The 23,001-nt window shown below is 67.7% G+C and carries 8 protein-coding genes; 3 read left to right on the top strand and 5 right to left on the bottom strand.

The window, feature by feature from the left end:
- Positions 1 to 16: 16 nt before the first annotated feature.
- Positions 17 to 925 carry a lipase family alpha/beta hydrolase gene (locus ACQP2P_RS11420; RefSeq protein WP_433615382.1) on the bottom strand — a complete coding sequence of 303 codons (909 nt, stop codon included), beginning with the start codon at positions 923 to 925 and terminating at the stop codon, positions 17 to 19.
- Between the two features lie 118 nt (positions 926 to 1,043).
- Here ACQP2P_RS11420 and ACQP2P_RS11415 point away from each other — a divergent pair.
- The 3 genes from ACQP2P_RS11415 (at position 1,044) to ACQP2P_RS11405 (ending at position 5,403) form a co-directional block, all read left to right on the top strand.
- Positions 1,044 to 2,278, top strand: a protein-coding gene (locus ACQP2P_RS11415) for an IS3 family transposase (protein WP_433604076.1) whose coding sequence is annotated in 2 segments (ribosomal slippage) — positions 1,044 to 1,323 and positions 1,323 to 2,278 — 1,236 coding nt in all. Because the reading frame shifts where the segments join, the coding sequence is not laid out codon by codon here.
- Between the two features lie 618 nt (positions 2,279 to 2,896).
- The gene (locus ACQP2P_RS11410) at positions 2,897 to 3,178 is read left to right on the top strand and encodes a formyltransferase family protein (RefSeq protein ID WP_433615380.1); all 282 of its coding nucleotides are present in this window, start codon (positions 2,897 to 2,899) and stop codon (positions 3,176 to 3,178) included.
- Positions 3,179 to 3,573: 395 nt separating this feature from the next.
- Positions 3,574 to 5,403, top strand: coding sequence for a DUF262 domain-containing protein (locus ACQP2P_RS11405; protein ID WP_433615378.1), 1,830 nt, complete (start codon positions 3,574 to 3,576; stop codon positions 5,401 to 5,403).
- A gap of 198 nt (positions 5,404 to 5,601) precedes the next feature.
- Here ACQP2P_RS11405 and ACQP2P_RS11400 read toward each other — a convergent pair whose 3' ends face one another.
- Genes ACQP2P_RS11400 through ACQP2P_RS11385 form a run of 4 tightly spaced genes read right to left on the bottom strand, consistent with a single transcriptional unit; the run spans position 5,602 to position 22,953 of the window.
- The gene (locus tag ACQP2P_RS11400; protein WP_433615376.1) at positions 5,602 to 7,899 is read right to left on the bottom strand and encodes a UvrD-helicase domain-containing protein; all 2,298 of its coding nucleotides are present in this window, start codon (positions 7,897 to 7,899) and stop codon (positions 5,602 to 5,604) included.
- Positions 7,896 to 14,555 (bottom strand): DEAD/DEAH box helicase, encoded by a 6,660-nt coding sequence (locus ACQP2P_RS11395; protein WP_433615374.1) that lies wholly within the window; start codon positions 14,553 to 14,555, stop codon positions 7,896 to 7,898. Before ACQP2P_RS11395 ends, ACQP2P_RS11400 begins: the two co-directional genes overlap by 4 nt.
- A complete protein-coding gene (locus tag ACQP2P_RS11390; RefSeq protein ID WP_433615372.1) occupies positions 14,552 to 20,011 on the bottom strand; it encodes a class I SAM-dependent DNA methyltransferase in 5,460 nt (1,819 codons plus the stop codon). The genes ACQP2P_RS11395 and ACQP2P_RS11390 overlap by 4 nt, the downstream gene beginning before the upstream one ends.
- Positions 20,008 to 22,953: an SNF2-related protein gene (locus tag ACQP2P_RS11385; RefSeq protein WP_433615370.1), complete on the bottom strand. Its 2,946-nt coding sequence runs from the start codon at positions 22,951 to 22,953 to the stop codon at positions 20,008 to 20,010. Before ACQP2P_RS11385 ends, ACQP2P_RS11390 begins: the two co-directional genes overlap by 4 nt.
- Positions 22,954 to 23,001: the final 48 nt, after the last annotated feature.

Here is a 23,001-nt window from a genome sequence, read left to right as displayed (position 1 = left end):
CACGCTCCCTTCAGAATCACACCGCGAGGACAGGAGTCGTGACCGCGTCGAACGTCCAGTTCGACGCGCCCCGGCGGCGTACTTGTACGAGGTAGCCACCTGCTCGCAGTGTCTCGACCTCTCCTTGTCGCAGCTTGGGATCCGCGGTCGGCGCCAAGGTAAACGGTCCCGTGTGAGGGTCCAGCGCAGCGTTCAACACCCGGGCCTCCAGCAGGGCGTGCTCGTCTGCGCACATAGCTTGGATCGCGACGGGCTGTCCCGCAGCCACCAAGTCTTCGACCTCGACGCCGATCATGGCCGCCGGATCAGCCGCCCGGTGCTCGACCCACCGTTCGGTGACAATTCCCTGTACCTGGGTAAGCACGGTCCGGCTGCTGGGCAGCGCCCCGTGCTTGCCGACGACGTAGTGTGCCTCGGAGCGTTCCTGGCCTCCTTTGGGCCGGCCGGAAAGCCTCGGCACCGTACCGTCGCCGAGTTCGTCGGCGCCCGCGATCGTGAACAGTTCAGTGAGCGTATCGCTGCGGGCGTCGAAGGTGGTGATTGTCGGCTGGGCAATGCCAACGATCGCATGGGTCGTCATGGCAGCGCTCGGCGTCTCGTTGAGCTCGTCGTGGAACCGCGCGCCGTCCGCGATCATCCTCTGATCAAGATCGGGCAACTCGACTTCAGGGGTCTTCCGCAGCACTCCGGCGTCGTCAATACAGGCATATTCGGGCAACAGCTGATGCAACGACGGCAGCGTCCGTGCGATCGACGGCAAACCGAGCCGACTGCCAAGCTTCCCTCCGACACCCATGAGGAGTCGTTGCAGGGCAGTGGCGGCGCCGCGATGGGGCGTGCCGATTGTGATGATGGAGCGCACATCCCGCGGGTCGCCTGCCTGGAGAAACCAGCGTGCGATGAGACCGCCCATCGAATGGCACACGAATACGATCTTGGCCTCTGGGTGCACGCGGCGGCGGCGGTGCAGGATCGGCTCGACCTGTAAGCGTGTTCCGCCCCGGGTTTGATGGAGACATCGAAACCTGGGAGATGATGCTGCTGTGCCGGCACCGAAGAAGTACGACGATGCGTTGCGTGAGCGGGCGACCCGGCTGGCGGTCGAGGCCCGTCGGGATCCGGTGTCCGCGGTCGGGGCGATCCGTCGGATCGCTGATCAGCTCGGGGTCCATCCGGAGGCGTTGCGCACCTGGGTGAAGAAGGCCGAGACCGATGCCGGGGACCGTCCGGGCACCACCAGCAGCGACGCGGAACGCCTCGCCGCTTTGGAGCGGGAGGTTCGTGAACTGCGGCGGGCGAACCAGATCCTGAAGTCCGCGGCGAGTTTCTTCGCGGCGGAGCTGGACCGTCCGTCGCGATGAAGGTCGGCTTCGTCGACTCCCAGAAGGAACAGCACGGTGTCCAGCCGGTCCTGCAGGCGCTTGAAGGCACGCCGGCACAGATCGCACCGTCGACCTACTACGCCGCCAAGACCCGCCCTGTCAGCGCCCGGTCCCGGCGCGACGAGGAGCTGACCGTGCTGATCAAGCAGATCCACGCAGAGAACTACGGCGTCTACGGCGCCCGCAAGATCTGGCACGAGCTGCACCGCCGTGGCGTCGAGGTGGCCCGGTGCACGGTCGAACGGCTGATGCACGACGCCGGGCTGCGCGGGCTGCTGCGCGACAAAGCACCGCGCACAACCCGCCCGGCCGCCGAAACTGACCGGCCTCGTGACCTGGTCAACCGCGTCTTCACCGCAGCGCATCCGAACCAGCTGTGGGTCGCGGACCTGACCTACGTCCGCACCAGCATCGGCTGGGTCTACGCCGCGTTCGTCCTGGACGTGTACTCCCGCATGATCGTCGGCTGGCAGGTCGCCACCAGCCTCTATACCGACCTGGCGTTGGACGCGCTGAAAATGGCGATCTGGCGCCGCCAACATCAAGGCGCTGACCTGCATGAACTTGTCCATCACTCCGACCGCGGCGTGCAATATCGCGCGATTCGCTACAGCCAGCGGCTCGCCGAGGCCGGCGCCGTCGCCTCGGTCGGCTCGAAAGGCGACTCCTACGACAACGCCATGGCCGAGGCGTTCAACTCGCTGTACAAGGCCGAACTCGTGCGCAACAAGGGTCCGTGGCGCGGGCTCGACGACCTGGAGATGGCCACCGTCGAGTACATCGACTGGTATAACAACCGACGGCTTCATGGCGGGCTCGGCCACGTCCCGCCCGCCGAGTACGAGGCACTACATGCGATGACCCAGCCGGTCACCGCACCCCTGAAAACCAGCTAACCAACTGTCCATCAAACCCGGGGCTTGACAGCGTAGACGTCGAGCGTTGTACCGGTTGGACAAACGCCAGTCGTAGGGGAACGTCAGAAGGTTCTCGCCGTCACGCAGGCCGCACTCCTTCCGTAGCACGTGAACTAGCCGGTCGTACCCCACAGTCGTATTCCAGATCCCAGGCACGCTGTGGATCTCCGGCATTAGCCTGCCCGGCGTGACACCGTCGTTCGGGTGGTCGTCGCCAATGCCGTCCGGCAGGCGCAGACGCTCGAGGTTGTCGGGTAGCCGACGGAGTCCGCGCGCGATCGTCGACGGGCTGACGCCCCAGAACTCCCGGCCGTCGAAACGCAAAGTGCTGCCCATAATGCCGGGTACCACAACGATGACGTCTGTTGAAGCGCTGGACATCCGTTTCCCTTGTATTCGTGTCGAGCACGTAAGGTAACCGGTCAATAGAGCCGGAGGCGATCGTCCGACCCGCCAGTTAGGACCCAACCAGGGTGCAACATCCGCCCATCACCCTGAAAGCGGCCCTAAAGTAAACACGTCGACAGGCTCTCAATCCACGCGAATCGGACTCGCGAGACAAGTGAGCCGGCCCATGTGCAGCGACCTGACCGCCTCATGAATGACTACGGCTATGGTTTGCACTCCGGTCGAACAGCGCCTTGTACAGGCTCGTGTGATGCGGCAGATTGCCCCGCGCCGGCGTTGGCGGCGATCCGCGCGGGGGACCCGAGCATCGGGTTGACGGTGCATCGGATGGACGAGGGGTTAGACACTGGCCCGGTCCTCGTGCAACGCGATGGGATCGTCCTTGGTGAGTGGGTCACGCCGGCGCTGCTGTGGTCGCGGATGGGGCCGGTGCTGGCGGAGGCGCTGACTGAATCCCTTGACGTGGGATGACCACCACACGCGGAGCGGTCCTGGTTCTACAAGCACGGCGGACCAACCCCGCCATTGCCATAACACGGCTACCCTGGCGACCCGGGCTCCCAGGCCGACCTGTTACTCACCAACGCTGGTGACGCACGACGTTCTCATGATCGAGTACACAGCCGACGACAGTACGCCACCCGACGAACGCCGACGCCTGAATTCTCACATTCGAGCGTTGCGCCAGTAGGAGTGTGAGCGAGAGGATAAACGCCCGGAACAGTCGGTGTCGGCCTGCGCGGCCAGCGAGTCGGGCCAAGTCTTCAGGCGCTGCAGAACGCGCGAATAGCGACCGTGCGGCCGGACCATTGGCAGGCACCGTACGGCTGCGGCGTTCCCAAGTTCGATCAGGAAGGTAATCGTTGGTGAGAGAGATCCTCGGCAAGGCCCAAACAGTGCGTGAGCTGCTCAAAGGCGTGAAGTACTCGATCGACTACTACCAGCGCGAGTACAAGTGGCAGGACAAGCAGATCCGCGAGCTGGTCGAGGACCTCACCGGCAAATTCTTGGAGGGGTACGAGCCGGGTCACGAACGCCGGAAGGTCGCTGACTATCCGCACTACTTCCTGGGCTCGATCATCATCAGTAAGAAGGACAACGCCAGCTACATCGTCGACGGCCAGCAGCGGCTGACCAGCCTGACCCTGCTGCTCATACTGCTGCGTCGACTGCAGTCGGACGCCGTCGTCCAGGTCAATATCGACGAACTGATCGTGTCCGAGAAGTACGGCCAGAAGTCGTTCAACCTCCACGTCGTAGAGCGCGACCCCTGCATGACCGCGCTCTACGAGGATGAGCCGTTCGATGTCACTGACCGCTCCGAATCAGTGCGCAACCTGTACGCACGCTATCAGGATCTTGATGAGTGCTTCCCGGAGGACCTTCGCGGCGAGGCTCTGCCGTACTTCATCGATTGGCTGCTTGAGAACGTCCACCTCGTAGAGATCACGGCGTACTCGGACGATGACGCCTACACCATCTTCGAGACGATGAACGACCGCGGTCTGTCGCTGAGCCCGACAGACATGCTAAAGGGTTACCTTCTGGCGAACATCAGCGACGCGGAGACGAGGTCAATCGCCGACACTCGGTGGCGTTCGCGGGTACGACAGCTCGATGAAGCAGGCAAGGAGGTAGAGCCGGACTTCTTCAAGGCGTGGTTGCGCAGCCAGTACGCCACCCGGATCCGCGAGCGCAAGAAGGGCGCCCGGCCGGAGGACTTCGACCGCATCGGCACCGAGTTCCATCGGTGGCTCCGTGACGCCAGCCAGGGAGTCGGGCTGCGGACCAGCGACGACTTCCAGAGGTTCATCGACCGTGACTTCGACTTCTACAGCCGCTGGTACCTCAAGCTGGTAGACGCCTCACGTACACCTGCCGAGGGCCTGGAACACGTGCTGTACAACGCGCAACACGGCTTCACCTTGCAGTACATGCTGCTGCTGGCACCGCTGACGCCCGATGATGACACCGAAACCGTCCGCCGGAAGGTTCGGCTGGTGGCGCGATTTGTCGACATCCTGCTCACATGGCGGTTGTGGAACTTCCGCAGCATTGCCTACTCGACCATGCAGTACGCGATGTTCCTCGTAATGCGTGACATCCGCGGACTCGACGTGCCAACTCTCGGCAAGCGGCTCCACGAGACGCTGACCGACGAAACGGAGACGTTTGCAAGCAATGATCGTCTGCGTGTGCATCAACAGAACCGGTACGCGCTGCACCGCATCCTCGCTCGTCTGACAGACTATGTCGAAACGCAGTCGGGGCAGCCATCCCGGTACACCGACTACGTCAACGCCGGCAAGGTCCGCTACGAGGTCGAGCACATCTGGGCTGACCATCCGGAACGCCACGCGGACGAGTTCCCGAGCGCAGCTGACTTCGCCGAGCACCGTAACCGTGTCGGCGGGTTGCTGCTCTTACCCAAGACCTTCAACGCCAGCTACGGCGACTTGCCTTACGAAGACAAGTTGGCCCACTACAACACCCAAAACCTTCTCGCCCGCTCGCTCCATACCCAGTGCTATGAGCACAACCCTGGGTTCGTCCGCTTCATCGGGGATACTGGATTGCCCTTCCGTGCCCACGACCGTTTCGCGAAGGCCGATCTTGACCAGCGGAGCGACCTCTACCGGAAAATCGCCGAACTTGTCTGGGATCCAACGGACCTGTTGCGAGAGGCGTGCACCTGAAGTGCAACCAACACGCAAGCCTGCAGGTGCTACTTCAGCATCGGGGCGTGATCGGCCACGACGCTCCGCCCACAGTCGCATCCGACTTCGGCAACTGGCCGACAGGGCCGACCGACCGGCGATTTCGCCGAGAGTTGCGTCGTGCGCGGGTATGCCATCGAGCAGGAGGCAACCGCACGGGCAGCGCTTTGCGGCTTCCTAGAGTCCATGTGAGTCCCCGCCCTGCCGCGCTGCTGCGAGCAGTGGGCTGGGTTGACCGTGCCAGGTGATCGCCAGTGTGTCCCGGGCCCTGGTCGCTGCCACGAACAGCAACGCTCGCGCCTTGCGGAGTTCGCGTTCGTACCGAGCAGGATCGTCCCGCCGGTAGCGCTCGACGGCCGGGCGCGGCAGGACACTGTGGCTTGCGCCGATGATGGCGAGCTTCTGGTACTCGAGACCCTTGAACCGGTGCATGGTGCCGACGTGGACGTCACCGACGTTGCTCGGTCCGTCCTTGGTCAGTTCCGCGCAGCTGATACCGGCCTTCGCGGTGAGATACGTGATGGCTTGATCGACGTGTTCGCGATCGGCGACGCACACCGCGATGGTTCCCGCTGGGTCGCGCGGCGTGCCGTCGTCGCCGACTGACAGTTCAGCGCGCCACGCCGACACGGTGGCGGCGAGGGCGGCGAGTTCCTCCTCCCAGGTGGCGTAACCGGTGAGTGTGGGGACCGGGCCGTGCAGAACGGAGCGGTATCCGGCGAGGTTGTCTGTGCCGTCGTCGAGGTCGTCGTACGTGATGTTCTTGTCGTCAGCGACGAGCAGCGCGCGGGCGAGGATCTCTCGGGTGGTGCGGTAGCTGAGGGTGAGCCGCATGGACCGCCTGCCTCGGATGTTGATGCCAAGAGCGCCGAGGGCCACCTGATGGTCGTAGATCCGCTGGTGAGTGTCGCCGGCGATGAACATGTCGTCGGGCAGTGTCGGGTCGGCCATGGCGCGCAGCATCTTCCAGTGCGCGGCGCGGAGGTCCTGTGCCTCGTCGACGACGATGTGCCGGTAGCGGTAGGTCAGCGGTCCGGAGCTGGAGCTGCCGCCGTCCATGACGCCGGCGCGTCGTGATTCGATCATGACGGCTCGTTCGATCTCGTGGCGGGCGGCGCGTTCGGCGGCCTGGCCCCAAGTTTCCACGCCGAGTTTGTCGAGGCGGGCCGTGAGCTGTTCGATCAGCTTCCACACCTGGTTGCGTTCCGGCCGGGTGAGCGCCTTGCCGCGGCCGGCGCGTCGGACCTGAAAGTAGTCGCTGCGGCTGGTTACGGACTGGCCGAGGATAACCTGGTCCCATTCCTCCAGCAGGAAGTCGGCGTCCCAGCGTCGTTCGTCGAGCTCGGCGAGGAGCTGGCGGAGCTCTGTCAGTGCGACCTGATCGGCGATGCGCTGCCGGCGCTGCCGTTGGGTGGCGTTCTCGCCGAGGACCCGGGCGGCGAGCTGGTCGATGTGGGTGACGTCGACCCGCGCCAGCTGCGTCGGGTCGTCGATCAGCGACGCCAGGCGCAGCCGCAGGTCGGTGGCGAGGTTCATGGTGAAGGTGGTGAGCAGGATCGGCTTGTCGTCGCCGGGTGGCAGCTGCTTCGCGAGGTGTCTGACCCGGTGCAGCGCGACGATGGTCTTGCCGGTGCCAGGGCCGCCGGAGACACGGACCGGGCCCTTGTAGTGGTTGTAGGCGATGCGTTCCTGTGTCGGGTGCAGGTACACCTTCCAAGTGCGGAAGTCGCCTTCGTCGATCTTCGCCTGGACCTCCAGGTCCACTGCTGTGATCTTGGTGCGGGTTGCCGCCGCTACGAAATCGCCGAGGTCTGGCTGTTCGTCGAGCTGGACCGGTGCGGTGATCTCGGTTCGTACCTCGTCGATGTCCATCCCGGACGCCAGGCCGTAGAGGACATCCTTGGACAGCAGCGGCGCACCGTCCAGCAGCTCATCCAGTTCGGCGTCACTGGTGACGGCAAGGGCCAGGTCGATAAGCTGCTCCGCGACTCCAAGCGCGCGGAGCTGCTCGGCGGTGTATCCGCTTAGGATTGGTTCGGCCGTCGGCGTGGCCGGGTCCGGCTGTGGTGCGGGCACCGCAGAATCAGGTTCGGCCGGGGTGAGGGTGATGCCGGCCCGGCGCAGCGCGCTGCTGCCGACGACCGCGAGATCGACGAACTCGATCTCGCCGGTGACGCGGTTGACAGCGACCTGCAGCTCCTCGTAGACGTCCTTGCGATGGCGGACGGCGATGACGAGCCAGTGCTGTGTTTCGTCGGGATCGACGCCCAGGGGCGTGAGCAGCGCCCGGTACGACTGGTTGATCTTCGCGCGGTAGATCCGGGAGTCGCCCTTGAGCTTCTTCAGGTCCAATCCGGGCTGGTCGGGGTTGTTCCGGAACAGGTGGCTGAAGTCGTAGAACTGGGCTTTCACCGCGCGGTCGAGCTTATACAGCTCCTGTTCGGCCTTGCGGTACAGGCTGAGCCGGGCGGTCATCGCGTGGTGCCTTTCGTGTCAGGGATCAGATCGAGGAGTTCGTCGAGGTGGTCCAGCCACTGGGCGGCGGTGCGGATGGTCCAGCCCTCGTCGGTGTACGCCTTGTCGCGGCGTCCGGTCTGGTCGGTGTCGCCGGGTTTCGGGTCGTAGACCACGGCGACCTTGACGGTGCTGCTGTCCCAGCCGAGGTCGACGAGCCAGCGGCCAGTGCCGAGTTCGTAGCCGAAGACGGGTGCCTGCTTGCCGTGGTCGGCGAGCAGTTCGGCGAGCTGCAGCAGCAGCGGGGACTCGTCCGGTTCGTCGCGCAGGATTGACAGGATGTCCTCGTCCCAGGCTGGGTCGCGGTGCGCCGCCGCAGCCGGTGGCCTGGGCTGTTCGGGTGCCGTGCGGGCGGGGCCGCTAATGCTGTCGAGCTCACCGACGCCGCCGCACACGGCCAATGTCGTCACGTCGAACGTCGCTGCCTGGCTGGTGGCGAGCTGGGCTCCGTCGCCGCCGGCGTGGGCGAGGAACTGGGTGAGGTTGGTCCAGTACAGCCAGGCGTGCCATCGGTCGGGGTGCTCGTCGCTGCCGAGCGCGGTGTCGCTGTCGTCGAGGACCGTCAGCGCCGTCCAGCGCAGGTGGTCGGGATCGGCGGCGTCGAGCGCGACGACGATCGGCAACCCAGTCAGGTCTTTGGCTCGATAGACGTGGACTGTGGCGCCGGGGTGTGTCACTGCCGTCGGCGGCTGCGCGTCGGGGCTGCGCAGTTCGGTGTGCAGGGCGGCGGTCAGGTCGTTGCGGCTGCTGGTGGCGATGACTGGTTGGGTGCCGGGCGCCGCCAGCAACCCGCTGACGAGGGCCGCCGCACGGCGGGCCCAGCGCTCCGGGTCCGGATCGCGGAGGTAGGCGATGAGCGTGGCGACCGGGTTGGTGAACACCGCCCCGGGAAGCTGGGCGCGTTGCCCGCCGGAGTGTTCGTACGTCCGCTTGGCCTGCTCCTGAGCGGCTCCGGGGTACGGCGGCCAGACCGGCCCGGCGGTGGTCCGCTGCTGCTCGAACAGGGTGATGTCACGCCAGGTGATCTGGAAGACGGCGTGGCCGTCCGCGCGCAGGACAGTGCGCCGCTGAGCGTCGTCGGCGATGCGGTTGTGGTCCCGGGTGGCGTGGAACCGGTACCCCTCCAGGTACACCTTGACGCTGTGCGGTGGACCGTCGACGCGGGTGAACGTGAAGTCGGTGCGGGTCCTGGCCAGTTGCTGCTGTGCCGTCAGCCGCCAGTGCACGATGTCGGTGCTGCCGGTGAAGCGCAGGTGTCCGCTGGCGTGCCCGTCCTCGTCCAGCACAGCGTCCGGCGTGATCGCGGCCCACGTCCGTAATGTGGCCAGAAACCGGGCTTCGAGGTCCGACTCGACCTGACGGTCCAGGCCGACGAGCCCGGTGTGCGCGACCGGCTCGGTGCGCCAGCCGTCCTCGCCGCCGTGGAACAGCAGCGGCTCGATCATCTCGATCGCGGTGCGGCGGGAGACGACGTCGAGCAGATGCTCCGGAATGTACCGGTGCAGGCAACGGTGGCAGGCGCGGCGTTGCTCCTCGGCGCACGGGCAGGCGCGCAACGCGTCGTACGCTGCCCGCAGCGTGTCGCGGAACTCATCGGGCCGGGTGAGCCGATCGAGATAGCCGGTGCCGCCCGGCAGCTCGTCGAACAGGACCAGGAACCAGCGTCGTTCGCCGCTCTCGTCCGGCATCGACGCGACGGTGGTGTCCAGGTGCTGCGGGTCCCCGCCGAAGTGCAGGTCGACGCCCATGCGCAGCGCCGCCCGGAACGAGTGGACCCGGGCGTCGACGTCGGCGGCGGCAGCCGGCAGGAGCACCCGCAACGCCTCGGTGCGCAGCTGGTGCGCCAGCACCACCGGTTCCTGAGTGACGGTGCCGCGTTTGCCGCGCCGGAGCGGGCACCACGGCCGGTGATGCTTCAATGCCGGGTTCCGGGCCTCGGACGATGTCAGCGCGTCGGTGGCGTGGTCGAAGACGGGACGGCCGTCGGCGGTGGCAGCGCCGCAGCCGGTGCAGACGTGGAACGGGTTGAGCCGCACCTGGTGCCCGGCGAAGTCATCCCGTGCCGGGGTGTCGAAGCGGGCCGGTCCGACGTTAATCCGCCGGATCCACGCCCGCCGGCAGAAGTCGACGCCGAGGGTCTCCCGTTCGTGCCGCCACGACCCGGGCGCGATGTCGTTCGGAGGGAAGTCGACGGCGTCCACGACGGTGTAGGAGCGGCGGTCCCGTTCGTCCTTGTCGTCGCGGATCCGGGCGTCCTCGCGTTTGTCGCGGGAGGTGACGGTGACCGGTTCGACGACCTGGAACAGGCATGACCCGTCGTCGGCGATGAGCAGGCTACGGCAACGGGGGCATGCGGACCGGTCGTTGACGGCGTCCTCGGTACGCACGTAACCGCAGCCTGGGCAGATCCGCCAGTCGAGCCACTCCTTGCGACCGTCGGTGGCGACCTCCAGGCCGGTGATCTGATGCTGGTAGCCGTTAACATAGAACGTGTTGCCGGGTGCGAGCTCCTCGATGGCGATCCGGCGGGGCCGCTGGTAGCCGAACGACTCGGTGCGGATGACGACCCTGCCGGTCTTCGGGTCGATGCCCTCCTCGCCGTAGACGGTCGCCGACAACGTCGTCGGCGTGTCGATCAACGCGTAGTTGGGCAGCAGTCCGAGGTCGCACAACGCGTTCTGCGCGGGGGTGTCGCCGAGGTGCAGTAGTCGTCGGCCGACACCTTTGCGTTCGGCATCCAGTTCCGCCCGCTGCCGAGCCTGCTCTGGGTCTGAGTCGTGCAGTTCGCCGTGCGCCTCATCGATCGCGCGGAGCCGTGCGCGCAGCGAATCCTCGGCCTGCCGCCACTGTCGTTCGGCCTCCTCGGCCGCGGCGCGGAGCCCGTGGGTCGCGTACGCCGTCAGGTCCTGCCGCGCATCCGCGGTCACCCCGGTGGGGAACAGCCGCAGGAACCCTTCGGCCAGCGCGGCGCCCTGCACGACGGCGAGCTGAACCAGGTCGGTGAGGTACCCGGACGGACCGAACAGCGCGGGCGCGCGGTGCGGCAACGGTCGCAACGGGGCACCGTCAGTCCTCAGCAGCCGTCCCGCCGCGGCGAGGTCGAGCAGGTGCGCCAGGTACTGCCGGCGCAGGATCTCCACCGCCGACAGATAACAGCCCGGTGGTGTGATCGCCCCGGCGATGAGGTCCTTCGGCCGGTCCAGGAAGTACAGGTCCCGGCGACGTCGATCCGGAATGGTCAGCAGGAACGCATTGCCGGTGCGGCGTCCGGCCCGACCGGTCTGTTGGGCGTAGTTCGCCGGCCGACGTGGCAGCGCGGCGAGCACGACGGCGGACAGATCACCGATGTCGATACCCATCTCCAGCGTTGGCGTGCACGACAACACGTTCGGCGCCTTGAACCCGTCGCCGGACTTGAACGCCCGCTCGACGCGCTCCCGCTGCGGACGGGTGAGCATCCCGGTGTGCTCGGCCGTGACCACCTGGTACGTGCCGGCCTCCCGGTATAGCCGCCGGTAATAGTCGCGGGTGTAGTCCCGGTCCCGCTGATGCCGGCCGAGCCCTTCCGGCTGGTCCCCGGCGACCAACCGTCCGGTCCGGCACCGGTACGCCGGGCAGGGCTGGTCACGCCACTGCTCCAGCAGCGCCGGGTGGACCGTCTGCTCCCAGAAGCAGACCGGACACCGCACGAACGCCTGCCGGACATCGTCGTCGTCGAGCAGCAGCGCCTCGATGTTGCCCGGCCGCAGCCCGTACACCCGGGCCGAAGTGTCGTTCGGTGTCCTGACCGCCAGCAGCCCGGCACCAACCAGGTCCGGCAGCAGCCGGCTCCAGAACTCCGGAGCGAACTCCCGCGGCACGTTGAGACAACGTCCTAGCCACCGCTCGTACCAGGTCAACCGGCCGGCGGCGCTGTCGAACTCGCTGTTCGCCTTTGGCTGCGCCAGCAGGAACACCGGCGCGGCGACCCGCGACGGGAACGCCCGCATGCCCGGCTCCCGCTGACCCCAGATGAAGTACCGACTGGTCCCGGCCTCATCGATGTACCGGCTCAGCCAGTCATGAGCGACCGCGCCGCGACTACGCAACCGCTCCAGAAACACCCGCAGGAACGCCAGATAGCGGGCATCCTCCTGCGGCACGATCTCCAGGTCAGCACGGTCCAGGTCCGCGTGCACCGCCCGCACCAGCGATGCTGCTGCGGCCGGGTCAGCGATCCGCACTTGCGCCGCCGCCGTGCGGGTCAGCTCCAGCGTGCGACCGTTACGGGAGCGGAACCCGAACTCCATCAACGTCTCGAACGCCAGACGCTGCCCGATGAGCCGCCACGTGTCCCGCTCGCCGCGCCGCGACCGGCCAGACAGCAGCCGGTCGACGCTCTTGAACGAGTGAAGGTCGGGCGGCACCACCGCGGCGAGCGTGTCCGCATCGGTGGTTGCGGTGATCACGTCGGCGATCAGGTCGTTGAGGAGGGTACCGGCGTCCGCCCGCAAATGCTTGGCCAGCAGCGCCCGCAACGAGAACGTGTAGGACCGGTTCGCGACGAATCCCGCCCGGTGCGCGGCGTCCTGCACGGAGTCGTTGAACATCAACGTCTTGTTCTCGTGCAGCGTCGTATCCAGCTCGCCGCCGGTGAACAGCTGGGTGATCGCAGCGGCTGCCATCGCCGCCGCGCCGGTGCCCAGGAACCGGATCGCGTTGCGTTCCCCGCACGCCGGGCACCAGTCCTCCCGCGCCGCGGTGTTGCCGTTGACGCCGACTATCACCAGTACGAACGCGGAGTCGCGGGCAGTCAGCATCGGCTCCTTCGTCACCGGGTCGTAGTCGCCGACCGGGTTGGGCAGCCGTAGCCGCTGATGCGCCGCGTCGAGCACCATCAACGTCCCGCCGGCACCCCCACCACCCGAGGAGCTGCCCTGCCTACGGGCGCTTGCGGCCATCAGCGCCGCACCGGAACCCTCCCGGGCCTCCCGGTCGGTCGCGGCGATCAGGGCTCGAACCCGGGCCTTGTCCTGCCCTAGCGAAGCCCGGCGGATCTTGTGGCTGTCGAACTGGACGTCGTGGTCGTCGCTCTCCGGAGAGAACACCGCCCAGCCGGACCGGCCGCAGTCCCGGCAGTACACCGCTGGCAGGAAGAGGTTTGCCGTCTGCCCGGCCGTCGCGGTGGTGGCCGGGACGATCGGCGCCACATCACCGGCGTCAGTCTCACCGGGGGTGTCCCACCGGAACGTCGCTCTCGGCCACGGCAGGACGCCACGCAACAGCCGGGTTACCGCCCGAGCCCACTGGTGCACCTCGACGTGGAGCAGCGGACGCGGCTCGCCTGGCGCCGAAGTTGGGTCACGGGCGTACGACAGCAGCGCGACGAACCTGGCAAGCGCCTCCGCGGCCCTTTCCGGCTGCCGTGTGATCGCCTCCGACCAGCCGCTCGCGCCCGCCCGCCACATCAGCCGCAAGACCTCGGCGCTGGTCTTCACCTCACCGCCGAGGGCGATCATCACCGCCCTGGTGAACAGATGACGCCGCAGCCGTTCACCGAGCACGAACTCGTCCGGGTCGCGGACGCCGGTGACGGCCTCGATCAGGTCCAGCAGCGCCTCGCTGCTCCTCGCCGGGTCCGGCAGCGCAAGGAGCTGCTCCGGAGACGGCATCGGGAAGTCGTCGAGCGAGTCCATCGGGATGAACTGATCGACCGTCAGCCGGTCCTCGCCCACGATCGCCTCGGCGGTGAACTCGGTGCCGAAGACCGTGGACGCCACCCCAAGGAGATCCTGCACCGCACGGTCGTCCGTCGCCGATGCGAGAGTCGCCGACGTCGCGACCGGGCAGATCGACCCGAGCGGCCGGCCGTCCTCCGCCACGCCGAGCGCGGCAGCTAGCCGGCGCAGCAGCATCGCCACATCGGTACCCTGCGCGCCGTCGTAGGTGTGGAACTCATCGACGACCACGTACCGAAGGTCGGCGCCCTCCCACAACGGCGCGTCCTCGGATCGCTGGAGCAACAGGTCCAGCATCTTGTAGTTCGTTATCAGGATGTCCGGCGGCGACAGCTGCATCTCCGACCGGCGAGTGGAGACACGCTCGAACGGGAATGCGGCCTTGTCCCCGATGTACACCCCGGCCGTAACCCGGCCGAGATCCGTCGTGTTGCCGAGCAGCAGCTTGTTGATCCGCTCGGCCTGATCCGTGGCGAGGGCGTTCATCGGGTACAGCAACAGCGCCTTCACCCCGGTCCTGCCGGCCAGGCGCTCGCGGCGACAGTGGTCCAGCACCGGGTAGAGGAACGCCTCCGTCTTGCCGGAGCCTGTCCCGGTCGTCACCAGCGTCGGTTGCGGCGCGTGCCCGTTGGCGGACGTCAGGCGGGCGAACGCCCGAGCCTGGTGCGCGTACGGCGTCCAGCCCTCCCTCCGCCACTCCAGGTGCTGCTCCCAACCCGGCTCGGCGAGCGTGAACGGGGTGCGGATGCGTAGGAACGGTCCGCGGAACATGCCCGACGTCTCGTCGCCGAGGAACCTGTGCAGCGCCTCTCGGGCGCCCTCGTCGGCGAGGGCATACGTCGTCGACAGGTACTGCAGCAGGCTCTCCTTCAACGCCCGCGCCTGCAACGTCGGCCTCACGACGGCGTCTCCTCCCAGGTCATCGGTGTCCACTCGCCGCGGGCGGTCGCGGTCTCCAGACGGGCCTGGAACACGGCGTGCGCCGCCCGCATCTCCCGCTCACGGTCCGCCTGATGGAACGGCGCCGTGTACCCCTCCGGCACCGGCTGGCGTCGGTCGTTCTGGTATGCCTGAAACTGCGGCCACGTGGTCTTCGACTGGCGCTGGCCGAACGCGCGCGCGTTCCCGGCCAGCTTCCAACCTTCGGCGTCGAACCAGGTCACCGCCTCGTACTTCTGCAGCACGGGGAACCGTCCCCGGTAGGCGGCGATCAGCGCGTCGGCGCTCATGCCGAGCCATACCGCTACCAGCGCGTCGATCTCCACGAGGGCGCTGCGGCGCGACCGTTCGGTCCGCAACGGTGTATCCGGCTGCCACGACGGGCCGACGCCGTGCAATGGCGGCAGCCCGTCCCAGTCGTAGGCCCACGTCTCGTCCTCTTGCCAAGCGGGGTCATACAGCTCGGCCCACAGGTCCGCGTACGCGGTCGTAAGGCAGTTCAGCCGCAACGTCCGCAGCAGCAGCGCTGGCGCGAGCGGATGATCGGGGGTTGGCGTCGGCATCGCTCGTGCGCCCCCGACCCTAAGGTCGTTGCGAGCGGTTGCGCGTAAGAAGTAGTCCAGCGGCAGCGAGGACCAGAATCCAGTCACGAGCGTAGTCATGTCGCTTGCTGGCATCGCAAGGCTGTGGACTGCATCGACATGTGCGGGCCCGGGCGGTATGAGCGCTGCGTACAGTGCGCGTTCGGTGTTTGGTGCAATTTGGCGACGCCACGCCACCCGATAGAAGCCTGTGTAGGCGCGCTTCGAGGTCTCGGCGAGTAGTGCGTCGACCTTGGCCGGATCGGCCTGTGACTCCGGTACTCCGTCGGCGGCGGCGACCCGCAGGCGAGCGTCGGCGACGGCGTCCGGGTCCGCCTTGAGACGGGCAAGTTCCACGTGGTCGATCCACCGGTCCTGGGCGGCGCGGTACGCCTCTACGGATCCGGTGATGTTCACGTACTCGGTGTCCGGCACGAAGTCCGGCGGCAGCGTGACCAGGTCCCAGCCGTACGGGTCGTTGCTGTTGGCGTCGTGCCGCTTGAACACCGGCGTGGCCGTGCCGAGCTGCACGCCCTTGAGGACGACCTCGTCCCACGACCGCGGCTGGTACGGCCGACCGGTCGACGGATCCACCCGGTTGTAGTCGATGAGTCTCGCCTTCTTCGCGCCGCTCTCGTGGAAACCGGCGGAGATCTGAGGATCAAGCGAGCCGAGGCGGAGGGGGTACGACGCCAGGGCCTCGATCGCCGACGCCTCACCGGTGCTGACCGGGAACAGCAGCCGCGCCTGGTCGAGTGGCAGGTGTTCCTCGTCCAGCAACCGCCGCCACACCGCGAGCACGTCCTCGGTGACCCGCACGACCCGGCTGCGGTGCGGACGCTCGTCGAACTCCCTGTTGCGGTAACGGATGCCGGGGATCTCGCCGGATCCGTCGTGATCGCGGGAGAGCCGCAGGGCATCGGTGGAGACCAGCCACGACAGGTGATCGAACGCGATCCCCTTCGGTTGTCCATAGATGTGCACACCGAAATGCGCAGTGTCACCGACTGGTCGAGGGAAGAACCGCTGCCCTGAGTTGACGAAGTCGCCGTGCAGTCGAAGGCGACAGTATGCCGCCTCTCGAAGCGACCCTTCCTTGTCACCGGTGAAGTGACTGTCGGGGTGGAGCAGACCCGCAGTGCCCGACCCTGAGGCGTGCGTCCAGACCTGGCACATGAAGGCCCGGTACAGGTCCGGCTGTGTGCCGGCCAGCAGTGGATACACCTGTGCCGAGCTGAGAAACGCGACCTGTCCGGTGGTGGTGGTCAGCTCGCCGAGCACGAATCGTTCGGCCTCGTTGCCGGCCAGGAGCTGGCCGCGTCGTCGTTCCTTCTCCTCCTGTGTGGGTTCGGCTTCCAGCTTGAACCACGGTTCGTGTTCGGCGAGGACAGCGTCCTCATCCCAGCGTGGCCGGACCCAGGGAGGGTTGCCGACCTGGAGATCGAAGCCGCCACGGCTGGCGAAGACGTGAGCGAACTCGAGCTCCCAGTGCAAGAAACCCTGCTGCTGTGCCACGTCCCGCACGACGCGCAGCCATGGGAAGCGGGCCTCGGGGTCGGCGGTGTCCATGCGCATGAATCCCGGCAGAATGTCTTCGAGCTTCTTCAGCTCATCGAGACTGTCGCAGCCGTCGATGAAGGTGCCTGGCGCGTCATCGGTGCCGAGCATGGCTTCGAGAAAGTCGAGCCAGTCGTTGATGTCCTTGAGCGGGATGACCGGTCGTAGCGCTGGTCGCTTCGAACTCCGCTTCGGCGGCGTTGAGTTCGCCTTCTTGGCGGGCTTCTCGGCATCGGGTTCGGCAGGCGCCAGGTCGTCGAGCGTCAGCTGTTCGCCGTCGACGGGGAACAGCGTCATCGGCCGGTATATCGCCGCCGCAACTGGTGTCGGGTCGACCGCCGCCTCGATCGGTGGCTCCTCGGTGACCGAAACGCCGCCGAGGAGCCGGGCGAGACTGTCCGGGCCGACGCTGTCGGCGGGACGGCGGTACTCACCGTGACTGCCGTCGAGCAACGCAACCTGATCGGCGGGCCAGAACCACAGCGCGCACCAGGCGTCCATGACCAGCTTCAGCCGCCAGTACGGCGTGTCGGCCGCCTGGAAGAGGTCCCGTAGGACCTTCTCCTTCGACTCGGGTTGTTCCGGCGGGCTGGTGAACGCGTATTCGGGGTCGGCCGGGTCGGCGCCCCAGACCTGGATACCGCGGGCGATGTCGCGTTCGGACAGTTCCATACGTTTGACGACGAGGGACCACAGGAACTCGACGCGCCGGGCAGCGTCGCGTAGCCGGGTGAACTGCGACGGCGCTTCGGCCACTGGCTGCCGGGTGGTCTTGTGCAGCTTCGGTGTGCCGTCCTTGTTGAGGTGTGTGGCGCTGCGCGTCGGCCGCTGCAGGATTCCCTTGCGCCAGGCAGCAAGTAAACGAGTGTCGTTGGGAGCGAGCTTCTTGGCCTCGGTCGATCCGGCGACCGCCGCCCAGCCCGGGTTCGGCAGCAGGAATTGGTGGACGGCGTCGGCCGGCAGGCGGTGGGGCTGGTCGTCGTGGCGCAGCGGCAGGGGAGTGGGTGCGAGCCCGCCCTTAGGTTTGAGCCACGCTTTCGCCGGTGAGCAGATGTCGTCGCCGCTGTACACGGCCCGGCGGGCACCGATGAGGGAGTTTCCGCGGCGCAGGTGCAGCCCGAACCACGGTGCCCGCATGCCGGGGTGCATGGTGTTGAGCCACAGCGAGACCTCGGCCAGTTCGACGCCGGTGGCGTTGAGGTCGACGCCGTACGCGTTGTGCAGGGCAATGTACGCCTTGGCCCGCTGCTTCTCGGTGAGCACGTCGCCGGTCGGGATGGAGCGGCCGAGCTCGTCCTGGCGGCGTCGCAGGTACTCCTCGGCGAGCTGGTTGATCGCCTCATTGAGGAACGCGCCAGAGCCGAGGGCCGGTTCGCAGATGCGGTAGGCGAGCAGTTCGGAAGCGCGGGTGCGGATCACGTTGCCGTCGCTGTCGCGGTGCTGGTCGAGGCGTTCCTTGAGGGCGAGCTCGACGGTGACCTTGGTGAGCGACTCCGGCGTGTAGTAGGACGCCGAGGTTTCCCGGTCGCGGCCGGCGAGCCGGTACACGAAGGAGCCTTTGGGGTATTTCTTGACGCCGCGCAGTCCGCGACGGGCGTCGTTCTCGTCGTGCCGGACGAGGGTGTTCTCGGGGTACTGGTCCTGGCGGCGGGACGGGATGAGCCAGGAGCCTTCTTTCGGGTCGCCGTCCTTGGCGACCTCGCACAGTTCCTCGTCGGCGATGATGCCGGTGTAGGACATCAGGCCCTCGTAGACCGCGCCGAGCTGATTGATCCCGAGGTTGCGGTAGGAGATGAACCCGCCGCGTTCACCGCGGCTGCCCTGTTTCATGGTGAGCAGACGCAGCACCGTGTGCAGGGCGGTGTTGCGCAGCCGCAGGTCCAACCAGCTGGGTTCGAGGTCGTCGCTGCGCGGGTTGCGCGTGCCGGTGCCGATGAGGGTGATCGCGCCTGGTTCGAACAGCTCGCTGCGCAGCGGTTCGAATCGCAGCCCGAGGTCTTCGCTGCGCCGTTCGGCTTTCTCCCGGCGGGTCTGCTCGTCATCGCCGGGCTGATCGTCGCCGGGTTCGGTGCCGTACGGGCGGTGACCGAAGTTGACGTTGTTGAACAGCACGTCGAGGGACGCGTGCAGGTGGAAGCCGTGCTTGGCCTGCTCATCGACGAGTTCTTCGTCGCGGGCGACGAGCTCACGCAGCCGGGCCATCGAGTAGCCGGCCTCGTAGCTGCCGTCGTCTGCGGGCAGGATGCCCAGCTCAGGGCGGGCTTCGGCGTAGAGCAGGAACAGGATGCGGTACAGGTAGCGCAGGCACTCCCGAGTCAGCTGCCGGGCGAATGGGGCGCGGGGGTCCTCGATGTCGGCTGGGGTGACGTCGTTGTCCGGTTCGGCCATCCGGTGCAGGACCTCGTTGGCGATGATCTCCACGGAGCGTTGCAGGCCATGCCGCAGGTCCGCGGAGACGCCGACCGCCTTCGTGGTGGACGCCTTGAGCAGAGCGTCGATGCCGGGGGCGCGGTCGTTGTCGCCGGGTCGCAGCAGGTCGAAGCTGAACAGGGCGGCGATGGTGGCCAGTTCGCCGTGCTGGCCGCGGTCGTAGCGTTCGAGGGCGGCGTCGAGGTTCGCGGCGAGGTAGCGGCCTTCGGCCCAGCTGTGCCGGTCGGCGAGGACGATCACCCCGCCGTGCAGCAGCAGCACGAACCGCGGCCGGGTGCCGCCCGCGCCGCCGAGTTCGCTCTGGAACAGCCAGGAGGCGAGCGCGGCGCCAGTGTCGTAGCGTTCGGTGCCGCTGACCCGCAGGGGTGCGAGCAGCCGGTCGGCGCCGTCGGGGTCCAGGGCGGCGTCGGTGTCGGCGACCCAGCCGCAGTCGAGGGCGACGATGTCGTGGCCGTAGTACGCGACGGTGATGGTGTGGTCCCGCCCGGCGCGGTGGACCGTCAGTTCGGCGGGTGCGGCGTCGTAGCCGAGGGCGCGGAGCGCGTCCTGGTGCCAGCCGGTCAGTCGCTTGACCCATTCGGTGTCGCCGTACGTGGGCAGGTCCGCGCCGCTGTCGGCGTCGGCTTCCGCTGCGGCGGCGAAGTATCCGCGGCCGTCCTCACCGAGGTAGCTGCCGCGCAGGCCACGAAGCAGTTCCCTGGGTGTGCGACGCGGGTCGTGTTCGTCGCCTTCTCGCACCGTCCAAGTGGTGAACAGGCCCTTCTTGAGGTCGGTGGCGAGTTCCTCGGCGAAGTAGTGCGCGGTGAAGTACTCGCCACGATTGGTGATCGAGTCGAAGTCGGCGGTCATCCTTCGGCTCCCGTGGCCTCGTCGGTGTGCGGTTCCTGCGGTTCGAGGACGGCGAGCAGGCGCAGCATCGGCTCGCCGGCGGTCTCCAGCGACGCGGCGAGGTGCATCAGCCGGTCGGCGGTCGAGTCGGCGCCGCGCCGATCCGGTCGTGAGCCGAACAGCACGTCCTGCCGCCACTGCTGGACCCGGTCACGGTACGGGGCGAGGACAGCGGCGACCTGTTGGCGGTAGTCGGCCTCACGGGTACCGAGATACCGGCGGCCCTCATCGACAGCGGCCGGGATCAGCTTGGTGAGCGTGGGCAGATCCCGCGGGACGGACCGTCCCGGCATGCGCGGCCCGAGCCCGTACTGCTGCAACAGATCCGGGGTCAATGTGACGGTGTCCGGGTCGGCAGGCAGGCCGGTGACGGCCATCCACTCGACGACGGTGGGCCGGCCGAGCGCGTTGGAGTAGATCCCCTGCAGCAGGAACACCGGCCGGTCCACGGTCGCGGCGAGCACAGGCGCCTGGTGCCGGCCGATCTCGACCAGCACCTTGTCGGTCAGCCAGTCGAGAACCGGGTGGACATCGGTGACGTAGGAGATGTTCGGCCATTGCGACTTGGACGTCTCGCGGGCCGCCTTGAGCCGGGCGTCGGCGAGCCGTTTGGAGAACGTGATCCGCATGCGGGCCGGTTCGGTGCCGTGCGGCATGATCCGCTGCTCGTCCAGGTACGACTTCGGCAGTGACCGCAGCCGGTACAGCAGATCGGGTGGCGGCTCGAACGCGATCGTGCCATCGTCGTCGCGGCGCAGCGACAGTTGGTCCTCCGGGTTCGGCCGGCAGACCTGCCGCAGCGCCTCCTCGAAGTAGTCCTCAGTTGAGCCGAACAGGCTGAGCACCTTCGCCGTCGGTACATCTGGGTGGTCGTGTGTGGTATTGACCTGGCCGAGTAGACCGGCGAGGAACGCCACGCCGCCCTGCCGCGATGTGGCGATCGACTGCTCCACGGTCCGGCCGGCGACGAGGTCCTGGACGAGCCGGTTCTCCTCTTCCTGAGCGCGGAACAACCCGGTGACCGCCTCGGCCGTACCTTCGATCTTGTGTGCCTCGGCCTCCCGGGCAAGGAGCTTCTCACCGACCAGCCGGTCGTCGAGGGTCCGCGGCCGGCCGGTCGCCGGGTCGGTGCGCCACGGCAGGTCACAGGTAAGGACCAGCGCCGCGAACTGGGGCGGGTGCTCCTGGCCGTAGCGGTCGATCCGGCCGTTGCGCTGCTCGATACGGATCAGCGACCAGGGCAGGTCGTAGTGGACGAGCAGGTGGCACTGCTGGTGCAGGTTGACGCCTTCGGAGGCGATGTCGCCGGTGAACAGCAGCCGCACCGGGTCGTCCCGCAGGCCGAACTGTTCCACGATGCGGCGTTGCTCGTCGTCGGCGGTGGCCTCGCCGTGCATGACCTGCGTCGCCCCGCCGTAGGCGAGCCACGGCCGCCGGTCGTCCGGGCTCGGTCGTCGAGGGAAGCCGAGCGCGCCGGGCACAGTGTCGGCCAGCCATGTCAGGGTCGGGATCCGTTCGGAGAACACGACCACTCTCGTGTCGGACCCTGGCCCGATACCCAGGTCGCGGAGGTAGGCGACCAGGGCCTGGAACTTCGCGGCCTGCTCGTCCTGCACCTGCTCGGCGAGGGTCCGCAGCGTCACCAGCGCCGCCCGTTCACGGTTCCGGGCGGCCGACGAACCGGCCGACGCTCCGTCGAGGGTCCGCAGTCGGGTCTTGACCGTGGCCAGCAGCGCCCGGTGCGACGACAGGAACGACTTGAGCAGCTGGTACGGCACCAGCTGCGACGTGCTCACCGACGCCCCGCCAGCGTCGCCGGGAATCCAGTGATTGATCAGCTCCGCGAAGACCGCCACCTCGGCCGGCGTCGCCGGAACCTGAACCGGTCGCGACGGTCCCCGGTCAGCCCACGCGCCCCGCAGCCCTTCGCGGACCTCCGCCGACGCCTTCGTGCGCCGAATGTATAAGTGCTCTAGACGCTGCACGTCGTACTTCGCCGGGTCGGCGATCGCCGCCTCATCCAGCAGGCCGATCAGCTCGGCGAACGACTCCGCCTTGCCGTTGTGCGGGGTGGCGGACGCCAGCACCAGCGCATCCGTCCGGCGGGCCAGCACCTTCGCCAGGTCGTTGTTCTTCGTCCCCCGGTTGAGCAGATTGTGCGACTCGTCGATGACGACCGCGTCCCAGTCGGTGTGGTCCAGATGGTGGGCGTATACGTCGCTCTTGAGCGTGTCCACAGAGATGATCGCCCGTTTGAAGTACGCGAACGGGTTCCGCCCCGCCGGTATCTCCCGCTGGACCCGCTGAATACCCGACGAGTCCAGCCGCACCAGCGGGATCGCGAACCGCGTCCACAGTTCCCGCTGGAACTGCTCGAGGACATGCTGCGGGGTCACGACGAGAATCCGCTCGCCCCGGCCACGCCGGATCAGCTCGGCGAGCAGGATGCCAATCTCGAGGGTCTTGCCGAGACCGACGACGTCCGCGATCAGGATCCGCGGCTGCGGGTTGCGCCCTGATAGTGCCAGCTCGGCGGGCCGGAGCTGATGGGTCTGGCGGTCCATCAGGAAGCCGTCGGCCAAGGCCAGCCCGTGCTCGGTCTGCGGCAGCGCCGTCTTGCGCAGAACCGCCTCCATGAACAGCCGCGCCCGCCGGTGGTTCGGTGAGTCGTCGGCGACCAGGACGGTCTCCCGCGGATCGAGCACCCGGATGTCGTCGAGCCGCTGGAAGAACACGGCATCGGTACCGCGCACGAACGGTGACACGCCGGTGACCTCGACCATCCAACCGTCCTGCCGGGTCAGCGTCGCCTTGCGCACCAGCCACTGCTCATCCCGCACCAACACCTGGGCACCTGGCGGGAACCCGCCAGCACGTTCGGCGGTCGTGACCTCGACGCTCACTTCGACTCCGTCTCTTCGTACCCGCACGCGACAACCCGCTGGGCAGAC

Origin of the sequence: Dactylosporangium sp. CA-139114 (assembly GCF_050955725.1) — a bacterium.
GTDB lineage: Bacteria > Actinomycetota > Actinomycetes > Mycobacteriales > Micromonosporaceae > Dactylosporangium.
Note: the sequence above shows the minus strand (reverse complement) of the source record. Positions and strands in the feature narration are given on the sequence as shown.